The sequence below is a fragment of the Pseudomonas folii genome (assembly GCF_014357575.1).
Lineage (GTDB): Bacteria > Pseudomonadota > Gammaproteobacteria > Pseudomonadales > Pseudomonadaceae > Aquipseudomonas > Aquipseudomonas folii.
Genome location: NZ_JACONW010000066.1, coordinates 1 through 18,523, shown reverse-complemented (window position 1 = coordinate 18,523; position 18,523 = coordinate 1). Strand labels below are relative to the sequence as shown.

Below are 18,523 nucleotides of genomic sequence, written 5' to 3'. Positions count from 1 at the left end.
GGCGGCGATCATAAGAGCAGCCGGTTATGGTTCAAAATAACTAAAAGCCTGATTCATATTCGATTTTTGAATAATTAGTCGCGTTCTTGTAGGAGCTGCCGAAGGCTGCGAAGGTTAATGTCTGATACTCCGCTATCGCAGCCTTCGGCAGCTCCTACAAAGTAGCGTCAGGTATTGAGCTTTAAGCAAACACACCCGGATAAGCAAACAGCGCAGGCGCACCACCGGTGTGCAGGAAAATCAGCGGGCCGTCATCGAAGCGTCCACGGCCAATGCCATCCAGCAAACCGGCCATGGCTTTACCGGTGTAGACCGGGTCCAGCAACAGACCTTCATGGCTCGCTACAAGTTTTATCGCAGACAGAGTGCCGGCATTAGGCTCGCCATAGCGCGGGCCGAAATACTCGTCCCATAGCTCCACGTTAAAAGCTTCGGGCAGCGTTACGCCCAACAGCTCGGCGGTGCGCTCGGCCAGGCTTTGCACCTTCGGGCGTTGAGTTTCTTCAGGGCGCGACACCGTCACACCAATCACGGGCAACTGCGGCAAGGCTTCAGCCAGAGCAAGGGCCAGCCCGCTATGCGTACCGGCGCTACCGGAGGCGAGCACGACCGCAGCGAAATCCAGCCCGGTCTGCTTGATCTGTTCGGCCAGCTCAAAGCCTGCCCTCACGTAGCCCAAGGCCCCGACAGGGCTGGAGCCACCAATCGGCACCAGATAAGGCTTTTTGCCGCTGTTACGCAGGCGGGCGGCGAGTGCGTGCAATTGCTCGTCGGCGTTGTCGAGGTTTTCCACCATTTCGACCTTGGCGTCGAACAGGTCCAGCAGCAGACGATTGCCGTTGTGCAGGTAACTGCTGTCTTCGGTGGCGATCGGGTTTTCCAGTAGCGCCACACAGCTCAGGCCCAGGCGGGCGGCCAGGGCAGCGGTCTGACGCACATGGTTGGACTGAATCGCACCGGCTGTGATCAGCGTGTCAGCCCCTTGGGCCAGCGCATCGGCGGCGAGGTATTCCAGCTTGCGAACCTTGTTGCCGCCCAATGCCAGCGTCGTGGTGTCATCGCGCTTGATATAGATGTCGCGGCCCGCCCAGACCGACAGGCGCTCCAGTTTTTCCAGTGCTGTGGGAGCACCGATCAAGTCCAGGCGATTAAATTGAGCGAGCTGTTGTTTGATCATGAGGATAGGTAAGCCGTGTAAAGAGTCGCAGGACTATAAGCAGACACTCCCTACAGGGCAACTTCTCACTGCTTATGCCCTCAGAAGAAAAGACCTACTCAAATTGTTATTTTTTCGCCTGAAATGTTTGCCGTAGAGTGGCCGTATCAGCGGCCCCCACTAAAAAGCCGCCCCCGAACCGAGGAGAGTCAGCGTGAGTGATACACCAGAGGCATCCGCCGAAGGCCAATCCAGTCACTGGCAGTTGCAGCAGATCGTCAGTGAACTGCGCTCGGCGCGTGATGATTGGCGGGCACGCAACAAGCGGGTCAGCGGTGAGCACGGCGGCCGAGAACTGCCTTCCAGAGCGGCCATGCGCGATATTCTTGAAGCGCTTTGCGGTGCGCTGTTCCCCATGCGCCTGGGCCCTGTGGATCTGCGCGAAGAAAGTGAAGACTTCTATGTCGGTCATACCCTCGACGTGGCGCTTAATGCGCTGCTGGCTCAGGCCCGACTGGAGTTGCGCTACGTGGCGCATCAGCGCTCCGAAGACGTTCGTGCGCTCGATAAGCAGGCACTGGACCTGATTCAGGGCTTTGCCCGTGCATTGCCTGAGATGCGCAAGCTGCTCGACACAGACGTGCTGGCCGCTTATCACGGTGACCCCGCGGCCCGCAGCGTTGATGAAGTGCTGCTGTGCTATCCCGGAATTCTCGCCGTCATCCACCACCGTATCGCCCATCATCTGTACCGCGCAGGCTTACCGCTGCTGGCCCGGATCAGCTCGGAAATCGCCCACTCCGCCACCGGCATCGACATCCACCCCGGCGCACAGATTGGCCCGAGCTTCTTTATCGACCACGGTACGGGTGTCGTCATCGGCGAAACCGCCATCATTGGCGAGGGCGTGCGCATCTACCAAGCCGTCACCCTGGGCGCCAAACGCTTCCCGGCAGACGAAGACGGCCAACTGCAAAAAGGCCACGCCCGGCACCCCATCGTCGAAGACGACGTGGTCATCTATGCTGGCGCAACGATTCTGGGCCGCATCACAATTGGTAAAGGTTCGACCATTGGCGGCAACGTGTGGCTGACGCGCAGTGTGCCAGCGGGTTGCAACCTGACGCAGGCGAATTTGTTGCAGCAGGATGATGGGAGTCAGAAGTAGCTGTCGGCCTCTGATGTTTTATCGCCTATTAATAGGGATAAATCCTACGGATGCTGTTCGCAGCATCCGACTTCTTGTTATTGAGGGTTAGTGCAAAGTCCCGCCTTTTACTCAGGCCAAGGACTTGCCCATGTTCAACCCCGCCAATCGCGCCTCGTTCACGCTGGAAATTGCCGGGCTTGAGCATGACTTTCGAGTGCTGGCTTTTACCGCCAAAGAATCCATCAGCCGCCCGTTCAGCGTACGCATCGAGCTGGTCAGCGAGCGGGCCAATCTCGAACTGGATGATCTGCTGCACCGTCTGGCCTTCCTGAAAACTGACGCTGACGGTCATGGTTTTCACGGGCAGATTGGCGAAGTCGCGCAGGGTGATTCCGGCAAGCGCTTCACCCACTACTTCATCCAGTTGGTGCCCAGCCTCAAGCGTCTGGAATACCGCCGCAATCATCGGATCTTTCAAGGCAAGACTGTCCCGGACATCATTGCGCTGGTGCTCAAGGATCACGCCATCTTCAGCAACGGGTTTGCGTTCAGGCTGCGCGAGCCCTGCAAGCCTCGCGATTACTGCACCCAGTATCAGGAAACCGATCTGCATTTCGTACGCAGGCTGTGCGAAGAAGAGGGTATCCACTTTCACTTCCAGCACAGTCCTGACGAGCATCTGCTGGTGTTTGCTGACGACCCGATTCAATTGCCGGTGCTCAAACCTGCGGTCGCGTATGTGCAGAACAGCGGACAGGTCGCAGAAGCTTCGGTTATCAACAGATTCAACGTGCGACTCGCCACACGCTCGGGCAAGGCCAGCCACCAGACCTATGACTTTCAGTTGCCTCAGGTTGACCTGCTCAGCAGTGCGGACGGCGATGGTCGCAGTGAGTTGGAGGATTACCAGTATCCGGCGCCTTTCACGGACCTCAGCGTCGGCACGCGTCAGGCGCGAAAGGCACTGGAACGAAACCGCAGCGACGCTCAACTGGCCAGTGGCAACAGCGATCAGAGCGCGCTGGTCAGTGGCCATTTGTTTGAGCTGACGCATCCCAATCCGCAGTGGAGTCAGCAGTGGTTATTAACCTCGGTTTTTCATGAGGGCAAACAGCCGCAGGTGCTGGAAGAGTCGACGCCTCGTTCGTCTGAGCGGGGAGCTTTCACACAGGGCTATCGCAATCGTTTTGAAGCCATCCCGGGCAAGGTGCCATTTCGTCCACCGCTCAGGCATCGTAAACCGCGCATTCTCGGCAGCCAGCACGCAGTGGTCACTGGCCCGCCCGGCGAAGAGATTTACTGCGACGAATACGGCCGGGTCAAGGTCAAGTTCTTCTGGGACCGCGAAGGTAGTCGCAACGAGCATTCCAGCTGCTGGCTGCGGGTCGCCGCCGGTTGGGCACATGAGCAATACGGCACGGCGATGATTCCGCGAGTCGGCATGGAAGTGATCGTGGGTTACTTCGAAGCCGATCCGGACCAGCCTTACGTGCAGGCCTGCCTGCCCAATGCCGGTACACGCACGCCGCTGAACCTGCCCGCTCAAAATACCCAGACCGTGCTCAAGACCCAGAGCAGTCCGGGTGGTTTGGGCTTCAACGAACTGCGCATCGAAGACCGCAAAGGTGCCGAGTCCATTTCCATCCGCGCTCAACGCGACTGGTCTGAGCACGTACTTAATGATCAGTCGATCCAGGTGGATAACCAGCGCAAGGTCAATGTCACCGGGCTGTCCAGCCACGAATTGCATGGTGAAGAACACCACCTCACGCACGGTGCCCGCAAAACCCAGGTGCTGGCCGATGATTCATTGACGGTGGTCGGCAACCAGCACATCAGCGCGGCCAATCATCTGGTCAGCGCAGCGCAGGAAATACACCTGTCGGCCGGGCAAAACATGATTGTCGACGCCGCGCTTAGTACAACGATCAAGGCAGGTGGTCACTGGATATCGATTACTCCCGCCGGAATTTTTACCAGCGTACCGATTTTGCTGGGTGGGATTCCGGTGTCGGGGATGCCTGCCGTTCCGGTCCCACCCGTACCTCTGGAAAAACAAGTAGCGGTTCCGGGCGGTTCTTCCACGCCGGTAATGGAGGTCTCGGTTCAAGCCCTCCGTGACGAGTTCGAACTTTTTCCCGCCCGCTGTGAGGCCTGCGAAGCCGCCAAAGCAGAAGAACTGGCGCAGGGACGTTCGTCATGAACACTGCCCCCTCCTTAGCCAATTACCTATTGATCGACGGCGCATTAAGGCCCGGCGCACTGGCCAGCCTTTATCAGCGTCATGAGATGTTTGAAATCGACCCGCTGTATTTGGGGACTCGCTGGAAAGACCTTTACGACCTTGGGCCCATTCTGGTCAAGCCCATGCCAGGCAGTACGCTTCTGTCGGACTGGCTCGTTGATGAGGCGCTATGGGCAGACTCAACGCTGATTTTTAGCGAGGCTTCGATTCAGGAAGTCGCCAGTCACCTTCGACGGTTTATCAGCCCGCCCGACTGTAACGGTGGGAGCGGTTTACTGCGCTTCGCCGATCCGCTGGTGGCGCATTTTTGGCTATCGAGCTTTTCTGGACCGGAAAACCTGCATCTGGGCCCTATCCAGCATTGGTGGGTAGCCAAGCCAAAACAGACGTGGGAGTCACGGTCGCAGCCTCCTTGGCAGACATTCAGCGGACGCGATGCCGGGTTGCCTTGGGACAACCGCTGCGCACTGCTGGGCCCCGACCAGATACTCGCGCTTGGGCGCACCCAGCACTGGCGGTTTCTTGGGCGTGTTCACGCATGGCTCAGTGAGCGAACCCCTTCGTTCTTTTTCAGCATGAGCAGTCCGCAGATCACTGATTGGTTGGATTCCAGCCTGACAGCAGGCCTGGAATGGGGCCTTGTCAGCGAGCGAGGGCTGGTTATCTGGATCGAGATGTGCGCAGACGATGGCCAGGACTTCGCCGCTCGCCCGCATGGCCATTACCAAAGTTGGTTGACCCTCGATCCGGCAAATGCACGCCTGTCTCCCGAAGCACGAATCAAAGCTTTCGACGCGCACCGCTCTGCGCAAAAGGATAACGCCCATGGCTGATAAAAACGGCAACCCTCAGCAGTGTCGCGACGCTCAGTTCTCTGATAAGCCCATGGCTAATCCAGGAGTCTGCCCGTTCAAAGGTCCTGATATCGCCATCGTGCCCATGCGCTATGCGCTGGATCGTTCCCGCTATGACGTCGATCCGAGTCAGCTCACGCCACTGAGTGCCGAGGGCAAATGGAAATGCCCTCCCAAACTGCAAAGCCGCGGCTACACCTTGCGACAGCTGCGCGACGGTTTTGTATACGTCTACGACGAAACCGAGGAGGTGCTGCACGAGTACCGCTTTCAGGCGCATGACGCGAGTCTGACGCGGATTGTCTGGGGCGACGCTGCATCGCTCCCGGACATCCGCTCTGCTGAGGGTGAAAGCCGAACGCATCTGTTGTATCCCCGCACTCATAAATTGCGCATGGCCTTTTCGCCATATCAATGGACCTGGCGCATGTGCCAGCTGATGAGTGCCAGCGGCGTGAAGCGCGCATCGTGGCTGCGGGAGCTGGACTTACGCGACTACAGCCGACACATGAGTGCATGGCATACGCTGCCGTTGACCCGCCTGAGCAAGCGGGTAGTGGCAGACGTAGATCCTCATCCAATAAATCACGACGGCCGGTTTGCTGATTCTGCCCATCCCCCTAAGGCGGACGACGAGGGCAAATATCCCTCTGTTTCCCTGGCCGCCGATGTGGTTTGGACCGGTAGCGTCGATGACACATCTAGTTCTGTACTGATCGCGCTGGACGATCCTTTGGCCATGCTCGAAGACTTGGGCATGCAGCTAGCGACTGATCAAGCCGCTCTTCATGAATTTCAGCTGGAGCACGAGCATGCGCTGAATATCGCTGGTGTCGTGGAGAGACTATGCGGTGCAGCGGGGGACAACTCGCTACTGCCCGCGTCGGTGCTTAATGACGAGGCGAAAGCGCGGCAGTACATCCGGGATGTGGAAGTATACTTTGAACAGCTTCAGGCCGAGGATGATGCTACCGAGGGACAGGACACGCTGACTTATGGTCTTGCCGAGCGCCCGTCGCAGAGTTTGGGCGAGGATATAAAGCGTGAGTACGGCAGTTTGCCTGATCCAGCGTTGCGCAAAAGCTGGCAGGACCGGAGCAAGTGGCGCCGCGAAGTCGATCTGGAAGCGGCGCGGGACTACACCGACGTCCAGCAAGCACAGCTCAAAATCTTGCGTGGGCGAGTGGTCGAAACCCAGCAGGACATCAAGGCATTAGGTGAGTACATCGGTACCGATCCGATTCGGCTGTTCATCGACACGACTCATTCAACCTCGCTGCTGTGCCTGCTGAATGTCGTGTCCGACCTGCTATGCAACCTGAGCCAGGACATTGGCTTCTCTCACTGGCTGCAGAAAGAAGAGGAAAAAAGTAAAACCCTTTTCGGCCAGATCCGCTTCGGGTTCTCACAACCGATCAAAGATGCGATCACCAATGAAGCCAATCGCGTGATGCAGGGCGTTTCTGACGTAACAGCCTTGGTCGGTCGGGCAGGTGAGCTGAACGGATTTCTCACCCACGATGCCTTGGCAGAAAAACCGTGGATCAAGGCGCTGAGCGAACCGGCACAAATGACGCTCAACGCTTTGGTCCAACTGGCAAAAGACGCGGGCAAAGCCACGCTGGAAAACATCCAGCTGGCATTCTTCCCGGTCGACAGTCGTCTAGCCGGCGGTGCGGTCAATCAAAACGCTGCCTTGATGCTGCGCAACCTGCTCATGGGTCATGTGCTGCTCAACCACCCCGAGAAACTGCAAATCAATGAGGACTTCGCCAAGCACCATGCCGCCTGGAAAACCGACCTGAACAAAGGCCGCGACCTCTATAAAACGGCTCAAAGCCGCTGGCTCTATCAAGCCAATACGTACGACCGCCGTGTCACGGCCAAGCTGATGCAAGACATACAGAAGGAGCTGAAACTTCACCTGATCAAAGAGCCGCTGCTGTTTGACTACCGCAGTCAGCGCTACGGTCAGGTCATGCAAAACAAGATTGCCACCTCCTTCGCTGCCTTTGGGCAACTCACCAAGGAATGGAGTCAACAGGCCAAAGCCTGGAGCGCAGAGCAGGGCATTAATGCGGGTGCCATTACCTGGGGCATTGCTGCCGTTAACTTGTTGAATACTTTTGTGACCTACGAAACCGCTAGCAGGGATGGCGAGTTGAACAAGAAGGATTGGGCCAAGGTAGCGTCTGCTGCGGCCTATACCGCGAATGCGTTGATGGCGGTGTTTGTGGAGACTGGGTGGGGGGCGATGAAGGATCTAGGCGCCCTTGATGAAAAGGGGAAGTACAAAAAGATCACTCAGAAATCTGCTGCTCAATGGCTACGTTTGGGACGGCCAGAGTTTGGCAGAGTAATCAAGGGGTTTGGTCCGAGACTGGTTGGGTTGGGGGGATTTGCTGTTGTGGCTGCTTCATTGGAGTTATGGGACGTCTTGGATGATATACAAGCGGCGACCGGATTGAATAGAGCGGTGCTCCAGGTTAAAGGCGTCGCGGTAACTGGAATGATAGGACTTGGAGTCGCTTATAGTTTTTCTGGCTTTTGGGCAGTTGCGGGCCAAGGTAAATATGCCGCTTATCTCATGAGCCCTTGGTTCTTAGCAACTACCGTGATCATAGGGTTGGTGTACTTATTCGCAACGTATGCTCTTAATTATCTAAAGCAGGATATGGTGGGTAAGTGGCTTCATAAATGTAGCTGGTCGAAAAGCATAGAAGTGCGTTTCGATAGTGAGCAAGAGGAGGTTTATGCTTTTCGGGAGATACAGTTAAGCCCGGCCCTGTTCGTTAAGGCCACTACAGAGATGAGCTTGACTAACGCCGGTGATCTAGGCTTTAGGATGGAGGAGATCCATACCGGAGCTTGGCTTCAGTTAAGAATTCCTGCTGCCTTGCGGGGTACGATGATTCAAGTAAATCTGCTAAATAGTTATCGGCCTTCCCAGATAATGCCCGTAATAGCTTTGGGGGGTAGCCTGCAAAGCTATTTTCTTGAGTCCGGCTTTCCGGAATCGATTGGTCAATGGGGACATACGCCTGATAAAAAGGAGAAACTCTTTCTTAGCATTCAGCTGTGTAAACCTCTGCCACAGCCAGATGAGGATATTATTTGGCAAGCGTGGATTCCCGTTGAGGAAAAATCTAAATACGTAGAAGTGCAGATTTGGTACGCCAATGAAATTCTTGATGTAAAAGATGGAGACAGAGGCTATCGCTTCCAAATGGAACTGCTAGCGAGTGGGGCCCAGGAAGATATAGAACAAAGACTTCCGAGCTCTTCTGACAGCGCGCTAGCGGTTGAAAAGCTCGGTGGCCGTTATGATGGCGCTAATTTGCTTGTGCCTTTATAGGATGATTATGATGGGAGAAACAACCTCTGCTGGCCCTGAAGAACCAAGCCTAGGTGCAAAAGATGATTTATTCATAGAGGCACTGCCTATTATGGAGTGGAAAATAAAAGCCCATTCTCATTGGATATTTCCGGTTGATGCTGGGCTTGGCTCTTTAACTACGGGCGCGATGTGTTTGTATTTGTGGATTATTTTTTTTATGGAGGACTCGTCGACACGCGATTTTTTCAAGGTGACTACTGCTATAGCTCCAATACAGATGGGTTTTTATTGGTGGATAGCCCGAAAAAAAACCGTCTGGAACTATAAAATATCTACTAAAGGCGGCCATGTTGAATATTGGGAAGATTATTTTCAGTATTCACGGTGCGTGTTCGTGGGGCTTGCGATAATTGCTATCGTGTGCGTGCTCGCGATGGTTTCGATCGCTCCGGGTATGATCTGGGCAATTGCGGGTGTCGGCGGTATGGTAATCCTCGCTGCGATTAAATTACTGGCTTGGGAGAATGAAGTTGAAAGTGAGTGTTTTACCTGGGATCGTCCGCGGCGAATATTCGTTGATAGGAAACGGAACTTGGTAGTTCTTGAGCGACGCTACAATCCGGATGTCGTGGGGGACAACTACCTGTGCGTTCAGGTGTTCCTGCCGAAAGGTCGGTTAGATGAGTTTTTGGCGATTTGCAAACAATATGTATCTATTGATGTTAAGTATGAGGAGGGTCGCTTTCGTGAGTGAGCTAGGATGCTTGTTTTATGGGGCGCTCTGCCTTGACGAATGACGTTAATGAGGCAGTTTATAACGAAGTATCAAATAAGCCTAGTGTTCCTGATTTTACGAAAGTGACGATGGTTAACAGTTGGAGTGTCAAGGCCTATGCCCATCCCACGCTCAGCGGCGATTTGTGTTATTGCGTACTATTTCTATTATCATTGCTCGCCTTGCTAGAGGGGTTGCTTGGGGGTGAAGTTGGTATGGTTAGAGATTTTTTAGTCGAGTTTGGAAGTGTTGGGGTCACTTTTTATTCTTATATGTGGATATTTATAGTGAGGCAGAAAACTCTATATAAATACAAGATATATGAAGCTGGGGTTGAGTTAGAATATTACATATTTTACTCCCGTTATGCATACATTTTCCTCAAGGGAGTAGCTGTTTTTGTGGTTGTTTGCATACTTGCGATGTTATCAATAGCTCCGTGGTTGATGCTGGGAGCTATTATCCCGGCAAGCTTGCTTATTATCGCTGCGATAAAACTACTCAACTGGGAAAACCCCGTTGAGCATCACGCCACTGACTGGGCGCGCTATGACCTCGTCTTCATCGATCGCAAGCGGAAAATGGTTGTCCCCAGCTTTCACGCCGATCCCTTGGCAGGCTTCGAAGTCCACCTCGAAAAAGCCAGAATCGATGACTTCGTTGCCTTCCTGAAGACCGTAATTCCACACGCTGAATTCCGCGAAGCGGAGTGGAAGTGGTGACCCCTGAGCCACCTCGAATTCCCCAACCCGACAAGCGGTCCCACCACGGAACGATTCCCGTGAACCGGGCGTCATAACCTCCCTTGAGCCAGCCGCCATCGGCCTCGCGATTAGTCTCTGCGGGGCTTCCATGTTTTAATTGAACGCTTGTTCAACTAAAACCGGTGGTTCGCTGCCCGCTCACAACAGGAGGCTTACCCTTGCTGAATCCGTTTGTTGCTTTCTTTGCCTACGACCTTGAGGTGCATGGCTCATGAGTGCACCTGCTAGCCAATCCAGCGGTATGGTTCGCATGAATCCGCCGGTGTTTTATTTCGCGGCGACGGTTATTTTGCTGTTCGGTGTGTTGGTCATCTCCTTCCCTGAGGCTGCTGGCCAGTGGTTGTTGGCGGCGCAGAACTGGGCGGCCAATACGGTCGGCTGGTATTACATGCTGGCGATGACGATTTATCTGGTCTTCGTGGTGGTCACCGCCTTGTCTGGTTACGGCAAGATCAAGCTCGGTGCCGACCACGACGAACCCGAATTCAGTTATCTGTCCTGGGCGGGGATGTTGTTCGCTGCCGGGATCAGCATCACGCTGTTCTTCTTCTGCGTCTCTGAACCGCTGACTCACATGCTGCAGCCGCCGCAAGGCGAGGGTGGCACGACTGAGGCGGCGCGTCAGGCGATGCAGTTGCTGTTTCTGCACTGGGGCCTGCATGGCTGGGGTGTGTTTGCGTTTGTCGGCATGGCGCTGGCGTATTTTGCGTATCGCCACAACCTGCCGTTGGCGCTGCGCTCCGCGCTGTACCCGCTGATCGGCAAGCGCATCAATGGTCCTATCGGTTATGCGGTGGACGGCTTCGGTATCATCGCGACCATTTTCGGTCTCGGTGCCGACATGGGCTTTGGGGTCTTGCACCTCAATTCCGGGCTGGATTACCTGTTTGATATTCCCCATACCCAATGGATTCAGGTCGGACTGATCACGCTGATGATGGGCGCGGCGATTCTGGTGGCGATAGCCGGTGTCGACAAAGGCGTGCGCGTCATGTCCGACATCAACATGCTGCTGGCCTGTGCGCTGCTGCTGTTTGTGTTGTTTGCTGGCCCGACGCAGCATTTGCTCAACACGCTGGTGCAGAACATCGGTGATTACCTGGGGGCTATCACCACCAAGAGTTTTGATGTGTATGCCTACGACAAGCCGAGCGAATGGCTGGGCGGCTGGACGGTGTTTTACTGGGCTTGGTGGATTGCTTGGTCGCCGTTTGTAGGTCTGTTCATTGCGCGTATTTCCCGTGGCCGGACCATTCGTGAGTTCGTGTTCGGTGTACTGCTGATTCCGCTGGGCTTCACCTTGGCGTGGATGTCGATTTTCGGTAACAGCGCCATCGATCAGGTGCTCAATCACGGTATGGTCGCGCTGGGCCAGTCGGCTATAGATGATCCATCACGCACCCTTTACCTGCTGCTGGAAACCTATCCATGGAGCAAAACCGTTATTGCGGTGACGGTGTTCATCAGCTTTGTGTTCTTCGTCACCTCGGCGGACTCGGGCACGGTGGTGCTTTCGACGCTGTCGGCCAAAGGCGGTAACGCTGATGAAGACGGTCCGAAGTGGCTGCGGGTGTTCTGGGGTGTGGCGACTGCGCTGGTGACCAGTGGCTTGCTGTTCTCCGGCAGTATCGATGCGCTGAAATCAGCGGTGGTGCTGACGTCGTTGCCGTTCTCGCTGATTCTGCTGTTGATGATGTGGGGTCTGCACAAGGCGTTCTTCATGGAGTCCCAGCGACAGATCGCGCAGTTGTATTCGTTGGCCCCGGTATCGGGTTCGAGACGTGGCGGCTGGCGTCAGCGCTTAAGCCAGGCCGTGCACTATCCGTCGCGAGACGAGGTGTACCGTTTCCTCGATCAAACTGTGCGTCCGGCTATCGAAGACGTCACGGCGGTGTTTGCCGAGAAAGGTCTGAATGTCGTCACTCAGCCTGACCCGGCCAACGACAGCGTCAGCCTGGAAATTGGCCATGGCGAAGAGCGCCCGTTCATTTATCAGGTGATGATGAAAGGCTTCTTCACGCCGTCGTTTGCGCGTGGCGGGATGGGATCCAAGCAGTTGAACAATCGTCGCTATTACCGCGCCGAAGTGCATCTGAGCGAAGGCAGTCAGGATTACGACCTGGTGGGTTACACCAAGGATCAGGTCATCAACGACATCCTCGACCAGTACGAGCGCCATATGCAGTTCCTGCATTTGGTGCGTTAAAGCTGTTTTGCAGGAGCGATCGGGGGTGGCTGCTCCACCGAGCACCGCGGGGCGGCGAAGGCGGTCTGTCAGCCAGATCGCTATCGCGGCCTCACGGTGCTCGTGCGCTCCTACAGATCTAGCGTTAAGTCAGGCCAATCCGCCGTTGGCGCGCAGGATCTGCCCGTTGACCCAGCCTGATTCCGGTCCGGCCAGAAAGGACACGACATTGGCGATGTCTTCTGGCTGACCCAGGCGCTGCAGCGGCGGCATGTTCGCGAAGTTTTTGATCTGCTCTTCAGTTTTGCCATTCAAGAACAGTTCGGTAGCGACGGGGCCTGGTGCTACCGCGTTGACGGTGATGTCACGACCGCGCAGCTCCTTGGCAAACACATGAGTGAACGATTCAACGGCTGCCTTGGTGGCGTTGTAGATCGCGTAGCCTGGGATGTTCAGCGCCAGCGCCGAGCTGGAGAAGTTGATGATCCGTCCGCCGTCATTCATTCGTGCGCTGGCTTCGCGCAAGGTGTTGAAGGTGCCCCGCGTGTTGATGGCGAACGTCTGTTCAAACAACTCATCGCTGGTATCCGCAATGGGCATGGTTTTCATGATCCCGGCGTTGTTGACCAGTACGTCGACCTTACCCAGTTTTTGCTCCGTCACGTCAAACATGATGCGCACGTCGCTTGCGTCGGCCACGTTGGCTTTGACTGCTATGGCCTGACCGCCATTGGCGACCAGATCAGCCACCAGCGAGTCAGCTTCGTGGGGGCTGTTGGCGTAGTTGACGACAACTGCAAAGCCATCGGCTGACAAACGTTTAGCAATCTCGGCACCAATGCCGCGAGACGCTCCGGTCACAATGGCGACTTTGCGAGGATTGTTCTGAGTCATGATCCACCTCCATTCTTAATGTGCCGATACTTTTACATGCTGAACGCAGTTATAAACAGGCATGGATTGGCATTGATGTTCGGGAAGCCTGAGCAAACACAGGACCTGTAGGAGCTGCCGAAGGCTGCGATCGCGGCGTGTCAGGATAAATGCTTCGCAGCCTTCGGCAGCGCCTACAGAGAGTGCATTTCAATCCAGTTGTTTTGCATTTTTTGATGAGAGATTAGCTTGCTCGTGAAGCGTTGTAGCAGGCAATCCGGTTATGACGGTGAGATCGCAATCGCGAGCAAGCTCACTCCTACAGGGGCCCGTGTCGGTGTCGGGTAAACCGGGACGGCTCTCACATAGATAGCGCTAAAACATAGAATTTAAATCGGGATCTGCATCCAGCAGCATGCAAAAACAAAAAAGCCCAGAGCTGCATGCGCAACCCTGGGCTTTTGGGTGAAGGCTTTAATCAGCCTTCATCGCCCTCGTCATCGTCACCACCATCGATCTTCATGCCTAGCTCCTTGATCTTGCGAGTCAAGGTGTTACGGCCCCAGCCCAGCAATACAGCGGCGTCGCGACGACGGCCAGCGGTATGCTTGAGAGCTGTTTCGATCATGATGCGTTCGAAAGTCGGCACGGCACTGTCCAGCAGGCTGGATTGGCCGCGAGCCAGCGCCTGATCGGCCCATTGGCGCAACGCTTGTTCCCAGTTGGTCACTGGGGCTGCATCTTGCGGCAGGCTCAGCAGCTCGGGCGGCAAGTCGCTGATGTGCACTTCACGGCCCGAGGCCATGACGGTGATCCAGCGGCAGGTGTTTTCCAGCTGACGCACGTTACCCGGCCAAGGCAGGTGTTTGAGGTATTCCTCGGTTTCCGCCTTGAGCAGTTTCGGTTCGACCGCCAGTTCCTGAGCCGCACGACTGAGGAAGTGCTTGGCGAGGGTCGGAATGTCTTCACGACGATCCGACATGCGCGGGATATGGATGCGAATCACGTTCAGACGGTGAAACAAGTCTTCCCGGAATTTGCCCGCCTGCACCAGTGTTTCCAGATTCTGGTGAGTCGCCGCGATGATACGCACGTCGACTTTGACCGGCGTGTGGCCCCCCACGCGATAGAACTCGCCGTCAGCCAGAACCCGCAGCAAACGGGTCTGAGTGTCGGCAGGCATGTCGCCGATTTCATCGAGGAACAGTGTGCCGCCATCCGCTTGTTCGAAACGGCCGCGACGCAGGTTTGCTGCGCCAGTGAACGCGCCTTTTTCATGGCCGAACAGTTCCGACTCCATCAAGTCTTTTGGAATCGCAGCCATGTTCAGCGCAATGAACGGCGAGGCCGAGCGCGGGCTGTGGCGATGCAGGGCGTGGGCAACCAGTTCTTTACCAGTCCCCGACTCGCCGTTGATCAGCACGGTAATGTTGGAGTGGCTCAGGCGGCCGATGGCACGAAACACTTCCTGCATCGCTGGCGCTTCGCCAATGATTTCAGGCGTGCGGGTCAGCGTCGGCGCAACGTCCATGCCTTGTTGTTCCTGGGCATGCAGGTTGGCACGCTTGACCAGAGAAACGGCTTCATCGACGTCGAATGGTTTTGGCAGGTACTCGAACGCGCCGCCCTGGTAAGAGGCAACAGCGCTGTCCAGGTCTGAATGGGCGGTCATGATGATGACCGGCAGGCGAGGGTGTTGCTCGCGAATGCGCGCCAACAGGTCCAGACCACTGGCACCCGGCATGCGGATGTCGGAGATGATCACATCCGGCTGCTGACGTGCCAGGCGGCTCATCACGCCGTCGGCGCTGTCGAAGCTTTGTGTGGTCATGCCTTCTTGCTGCAAGGCTTTTTCCAGAACCCAACGAATGGAACGATCGTCATCTACGATCCAGACAGTTTCACTACGGCTCATGTCGAAGCTGCTCCTTGTTCCAGCGGCAGGAAGATCGAGAAGGTGGTGTGGCCAGGATGGCTGTCACACTCGATCAGTCCCTGGTGCTGACTAATGATGTTCTGCGTGATCGCAAGGCCGAGCCCAGTGCCGTCAGGGCGGCCACTGACCATCGGGTAGAAAATGGTTTCCTGAAGCTCGGCCGGAATACCGGGGCCGTTGTCGATGATTTCGATCTTGCTGACCAGTCGGTGACGCACATGGCCGATGGTGAACTGACGCATCGCACGGGTGCGCAGGCTGATCCGGCCCAGACGCAGCTCGTTCTGGCTGCTGATGGCCTGCATCGCGTTACGCACGATATTGAGCACGGCCTGGATCATCTGTTCGCGGTCGATCAATACGTCGGGAATACTTGGATCATAGTCGCGCACCAGCGTGATGCACCCTTGGCTTTCTGCTTCGACCAGACTGCAGACACGTTCGAGCACTTCGTGCACGTTGGTCATGGCCAGCGAAGGCAGTTTGTTCGACCCGAGCATGCGGTCCACCAGATTTCTCAGGCGGTCGGCTTCCTCGATGATGACGTTGGTGTAGTCCTTCAAGCTCTCTTCAGGCAGCTCGCGGGCCAGTAATTGCGCCGCGCCGCGAATACCACCGAGTGGATTCTTTATTTCGTGAGCCAGACCACGCACCAGCATTTTGGTGGTTTCCTGCTTGGACAGCTGCGCTTCTTCTTTGGTGATGCGCAGCAAACGGTCACGCGGATGGACCTCCAGCAGGAGCAAGGTCTCGCCCTGGCTTAGGATTGGCGTCACCGCGTAATCAACCGTGAGCGTCTGGCCGGTAAGGGCGGTAAGCATGGCTTCGCGTTTGGTGAACGGGTGCGCTTGTTCCACCGCTTGACGCAGGGAGCTGAGGGCTTCTGCCGATTCAGTGAACAGCTCGCTGATGAATTGCCCATGGCTGCGCTGACCGCTGATGGCCAGCAGCATTTCCGCTGCCGGGTTCATGTACTCAAGGCGCAGGTCAGCGTTGAGCAGAATGGTGGCAGTGGTCAGGTTGTCGAGTAACAAACGGTGCAGCGCGTCGCTGATAGTCATGAAAGTCGTTGACCTCTTTTGGCTCATTGCGATTCCAGGCGAGCCTCGGGTCGCAGGCGCTGGTTGGTCTTCTCCAGCGTGGGTAACGCCACTGATACGTTTGTATCCAGTGCAGATAAAGGTGCTGTTATAGCCAAGTTGCAAAAACCAAACCAAGGCTCCGAAAAGAAGCGTTTAATTCGCAAAATCGGGCTTTTTTTGGACAGTGCGTTTGAATGGTTCATTGGTGCGGAGCATTTTCGAACCAAAATGGGGTCGGCCTTCTGTTGGCTTGCAATATCTTGCACCAATTTAGGGCTTTAGTGTTTCAGGGTGTGGATCTGAATCAAAAGAAAGGCAGGATGCTGCTTTCTTCTTCTGGTTTGTTTTTCAGAGGGCACTCGGGTCGTATGCCATATTCAGCGGGTTCGCAGGGATTAGCCAGACGCTTTTGCGCCAACGAAATACGCAGCATATGGAAGGGCTGGTTGGGCGTTTTTTCCAGCACGCGTCCTGTCTCATCGAGAATCTCCACCGCGACCTGATGGGTGCCTCGATCCACATTCTTCAACGGAAAAACAGGGCTTCGTCCGGCTTGGGCGTAAGGCTGGCCATCAACCAGAAGCCGATAGCTATGACCGGGTTGCAAAGCGGGGTCGCTGGTTACGGTGACAATCAGTTCGCCTTGAGCACTGCGCAGTGTCGCGTCCGGTTCTGGCACCAGAATTCGTAGCAGGTCGTAACGAAATATCGCTTTGGGTTTTGCCTTGGGTGGCGCGCTTTGCTGAGCGGTACGTTTTGGCGGCGATCCGGTGGTGTTGTTGCTGGGCAGGATCTCCACGCGCTTGGCGTTTTTGTGAGGCTGATCGGTGAAAACCCGATTACCTTGGGCGTCCGTGTAGGTGTAAACCTCCGCCAATGCTAAAGCGGGCAGCGTGATCAGCAAGCAAAACAGCGCGCTGAGCAGTCCTGGGAATTTAAGGTTTGCCGACATGGACACGCTGCACAGTCAGGGTAATGGTTGGACTCTGCTGAATGATGCGGCCTTTATCCAGTACCGCCACCGCAAAGCTGTGTTCGCCACGCTCGATATTGACGACCTGCAGACGCGGCACGTTGCCCGGCTGGCCGTAGAGGTCGCCGTCGACCAGCAGTTGCAGCGAGTGCCCCGGCATCAGTCTTGGTTTGATCGATACGCCAACGGTGAAGGTGCCGTTGTTGGCGCGTAACGCCTCGTCGGCGGGAAGATCGGTCAACTCCAGGATTTCGTAGCCCGTCTGCGCCTGAGCCTGGGGCTGCGGTTGCGGGTTTTGCGGCGGTGTCACCGGAGTCGCCATTTTCTGGGTATCAACGCTATTGAGCGGCGGCAGTTCGACAACCTTGGCCTTCACGCCATCAGGCGGCTGATTGCTGAACGCGGCGTTGCCGTTGGCGTCGGTGTATTTGTAGATCTGCGCTGCTGCGGGCAATGCGATCAACAACAGCAGACAGATGAGGCTTCGGCGCATGCAGGCTCCGTGGCGTTGATGCGATTGGCGGTGTAATGGGCGCAGCATAGAACATAAATCAGCTTATGCGGCTTGCGATCATTTACGGATCACGCACAGCTCGCCTACTGCGCGAGTCAGCGCAAGATCATGAATCGGGTCTTTGGCTTGCGCCCGGGACTGTTGAATCAGCCAGTTTGGGCAGTGTGGGTCCTGACGGTACATCGCAAAGGCTGAGTATTCGCGCAGCAGTCGCGTTTGCAGTTGATCCAGCTGTGGGCGGATCTGGCCGACCAGATCCGGCCTTTGGGTGTCCGGCGCCTTGCCGGCTTCGTGCCATTTCGCGAGAAGTGCGTACTGCACCAGCTTGTTCGCTTCGATCTGCGCGGCGAGGAATTGGCTGACCTCCTGTGGATCCAGGTTGTAGGTCGGTGCAAGCTTTGCGGCTGCCGCGATGACCTGAGCTTCGCGTGGGCTGTCTTGAATCGGTTTCCCGCTGTCCCATTTGGTCAGCGCGACCTGATCTGCAATGGCAAGGCGTTCGCTGATCGTTGCCATCAAAGGTGCCAGGGGGGCAGGGGCGGGTGAGGACGTCGGTGTGGTTGAGCAGGCGGTCAGGCTGGCAAGGGTGGCGCAGAGGAAAAGCAGCCGTGGTTTATTGGTCATCTCTCTTTTTCTCTTTTCTGAATCGGGATGTAATTTGATAGTGAATCTGTAGGAG

At 56.0% G+C, this 18,523-nt stretch carries 14 protein-coding genes; 7 read left to right on the top strand and 7 right to left on the bottom strand.

The window, feature by feature from the left end; all coding sequences use genetic code 11:
• Positions 1-181: 181 nt before the first annotated feature.
• A complete protein-coding gene (locus H8S59_RS14860) occupies positions 182-1,177 on the bottom strand; it encodes a D-cysteine desulfhydrase (protein WP_187521892.1) in 996 nt (331 codons plus the stop codon).
• Positions 1,178-1,370: 193 nt separating this feature from the next.
• On the opposite strand from H8S59_RS14860, the gene epsC reads away from it, so the two are divergent.
• The 7 genes from epsC (at position 1,371) to betT (ending at position 12,487) form a co-directional block, all read left to right on the top strand.
• Positions 1,371-2,324 carry a serine O-acetyltransferase EpsC gene (epsC, locus tag H8S59_RS14855; RefSeq protein ID WP_095092905.1) on the top strand — a complete coding sequence of 318 codons (954 nt, stop codon included), beginning with the start codon at positions 1,371-1,373 and terminating at the stop codon, positions 2,322-2,324.
• A 130-nt stretch (positions 2,325-2,454) separates the two neighbouring features.
• Positions 2,455-4,509 carry a type VI secretion system tip protein TssI/VgrG gene (gene tssI, locus H8S59_RS14850; RefSeq protein WP_187521891.1) on the top strand — a complete coding sequence of 685 codons (2,055 nt, stop codon included), beginning with the start codon at positions 2,455-2,457 and terminating at the stop codon, positions 4,507-4,509.
• On the top strand, positions 4,506-5,384 hold the full coding sequence (locus tag H8S59_RS14845; protein WP_187521890.1) for a DUF4123 domain-containing protein: 879 nt from the start codon (positions 4,506-4,508) through the stop codon (positions 5,382-5,384). Before tssI ends, H8S59_RS14845 begins: the two co-directional genes overlap by 4 nt.
• Complete coding sequence (locus H8S59_RS14840; RefSeq protein ID WP_187521889.1) at positions 5,377-8,760, top strand: T6SS effector BTH_I2691 family protein; 3,384 nt, start codon at positions 5,377-5,379, stop codon at positions 8,758-8,760. The genes H8S59_RS14845 and H8S59_RS14840 overlap by 8 nt, the downstream gene beginning before the upstream one ends.
• Before the next feature lie 10 nt (positions 8,761-8,770).
• Entirely contained in the window at positions 8,771-9,496 is a 726-nt protein-coding gene (locus tag H8S59_RS14835) for a hypothetical protein (RefSeq protein ID WP_187521888.1), read from the top strand.
• Positions 9,497-9,513: 17 nt separating this feature from the next.
• Entirely contained in the window at positions 9,514-10,239 is a 726-nt protein-coding gene (locus H8S59_RS14830; RefSeq protein WP_187521887.1) for a hypothetical protein, read from the top strand.
• A 292-nt stretch (positions 10,240-10,531) separates the two neighbouring features.
• Complete coding sequence (gene betT / locus H8S59_RS14825; RefSeq protein ID WP_214658341.1) at positions 10,532-12,487, top strand: choline BCCT transporter BetT; 1,956 nt, start codon at positions 10,532-10,534, stop codon at positions 12,485-12,487.
• Between the two features lie 129 nt (positions 12,488-12,616).
• On the opposite strand, the gene H8S59_RS14820 is transcribed toward betT, so the two are convergent.
• The 6 genes from H8S59_RS14820 to H8S59_RS14795 all read right to left on the bottom strand — a co-directional run bounded on the left by H8S59_RS14820 (position 12,617) and on the right by H8S59_RS14795 (position 18,468).
• Positions 12,617-13,360: an SDR family oxidoreductase gene (locus tag H8S59_RS14820; RefSeq protein WP_187521886.1), complete on the bottom strand. Its 744-nt coding sequence runs from the start codon at positions 13,358-13,360 to the stop codon at positions 12,617-12,619.
• Positions 13,361-13,817: 457 nt separating this feature from the next.
• Positions 13,818-15,254: a nitrogen regulation protein NR(I) gene (gene ntrC, locus H8S59_RS14815; RefSeq protein ID WP_027902131.1), complete on the bottom strand. Its 1,437-nt coding sequence runs from the start codon at positions 15,252-15,254 to the stop codon at positions 13,818-13,820.
• On the bottom strand, positions 15,251-16,336 hold the full coding sequence (gene glnL / locus H8S59_RS14810) for a nitrogen regulation protein NR(II) (RefSeq protein ID WP_027902132.1): 1,086 nt from the start codon (positions 16,334-16,336) through the stop codon (positions 15,251-15,253). The genes ntrC and glnL overlap by 4 nt, the downstream gene beginning before the upstream one ends.
• Before the next feature lie 325 nt (positions 16,337-16,661).
• Entirely contained in the window at positions 16,662-17,282 is a 621-nt protein-coding gene (locus tag H8S59_RS14805; protein ID WP_187521898.1) for a DUF4124 domain-containing protein, read from the bottom strand.
• A gap of 10 nt (positions 17,283-17,292) precedes the next feature.
• Positions 17,293-17,823 carry a DUF4124 domain-containing protein gene (locus tag H8S59_RS14800; protein ID WP_187521885.1) on the bottom strand — a complete coding sequence of 177 codons (531 nt, stop codon included), beginning with the start codon at positions 17,821-17,823 and terminating at the stop codon, positions 17,293-17,295.
• A 78-nt stretch (positions 17,824-17,901) separates the two neighbouring features.
• The gene (locus H8S59_RS14795; protein ID WP_187521884.1) at positions 17,902-18,468 is read right to left on the bottom strand and encodes a chorismate mutase; all 567 of its coding nucleotides are present in this window, start codon (positions 18,466-18,468) and stop codon (positions 17,902-17,904) included.
• Between the last annotated feature and the right edge of the window lie 55 nt (positions 18,469-18,523).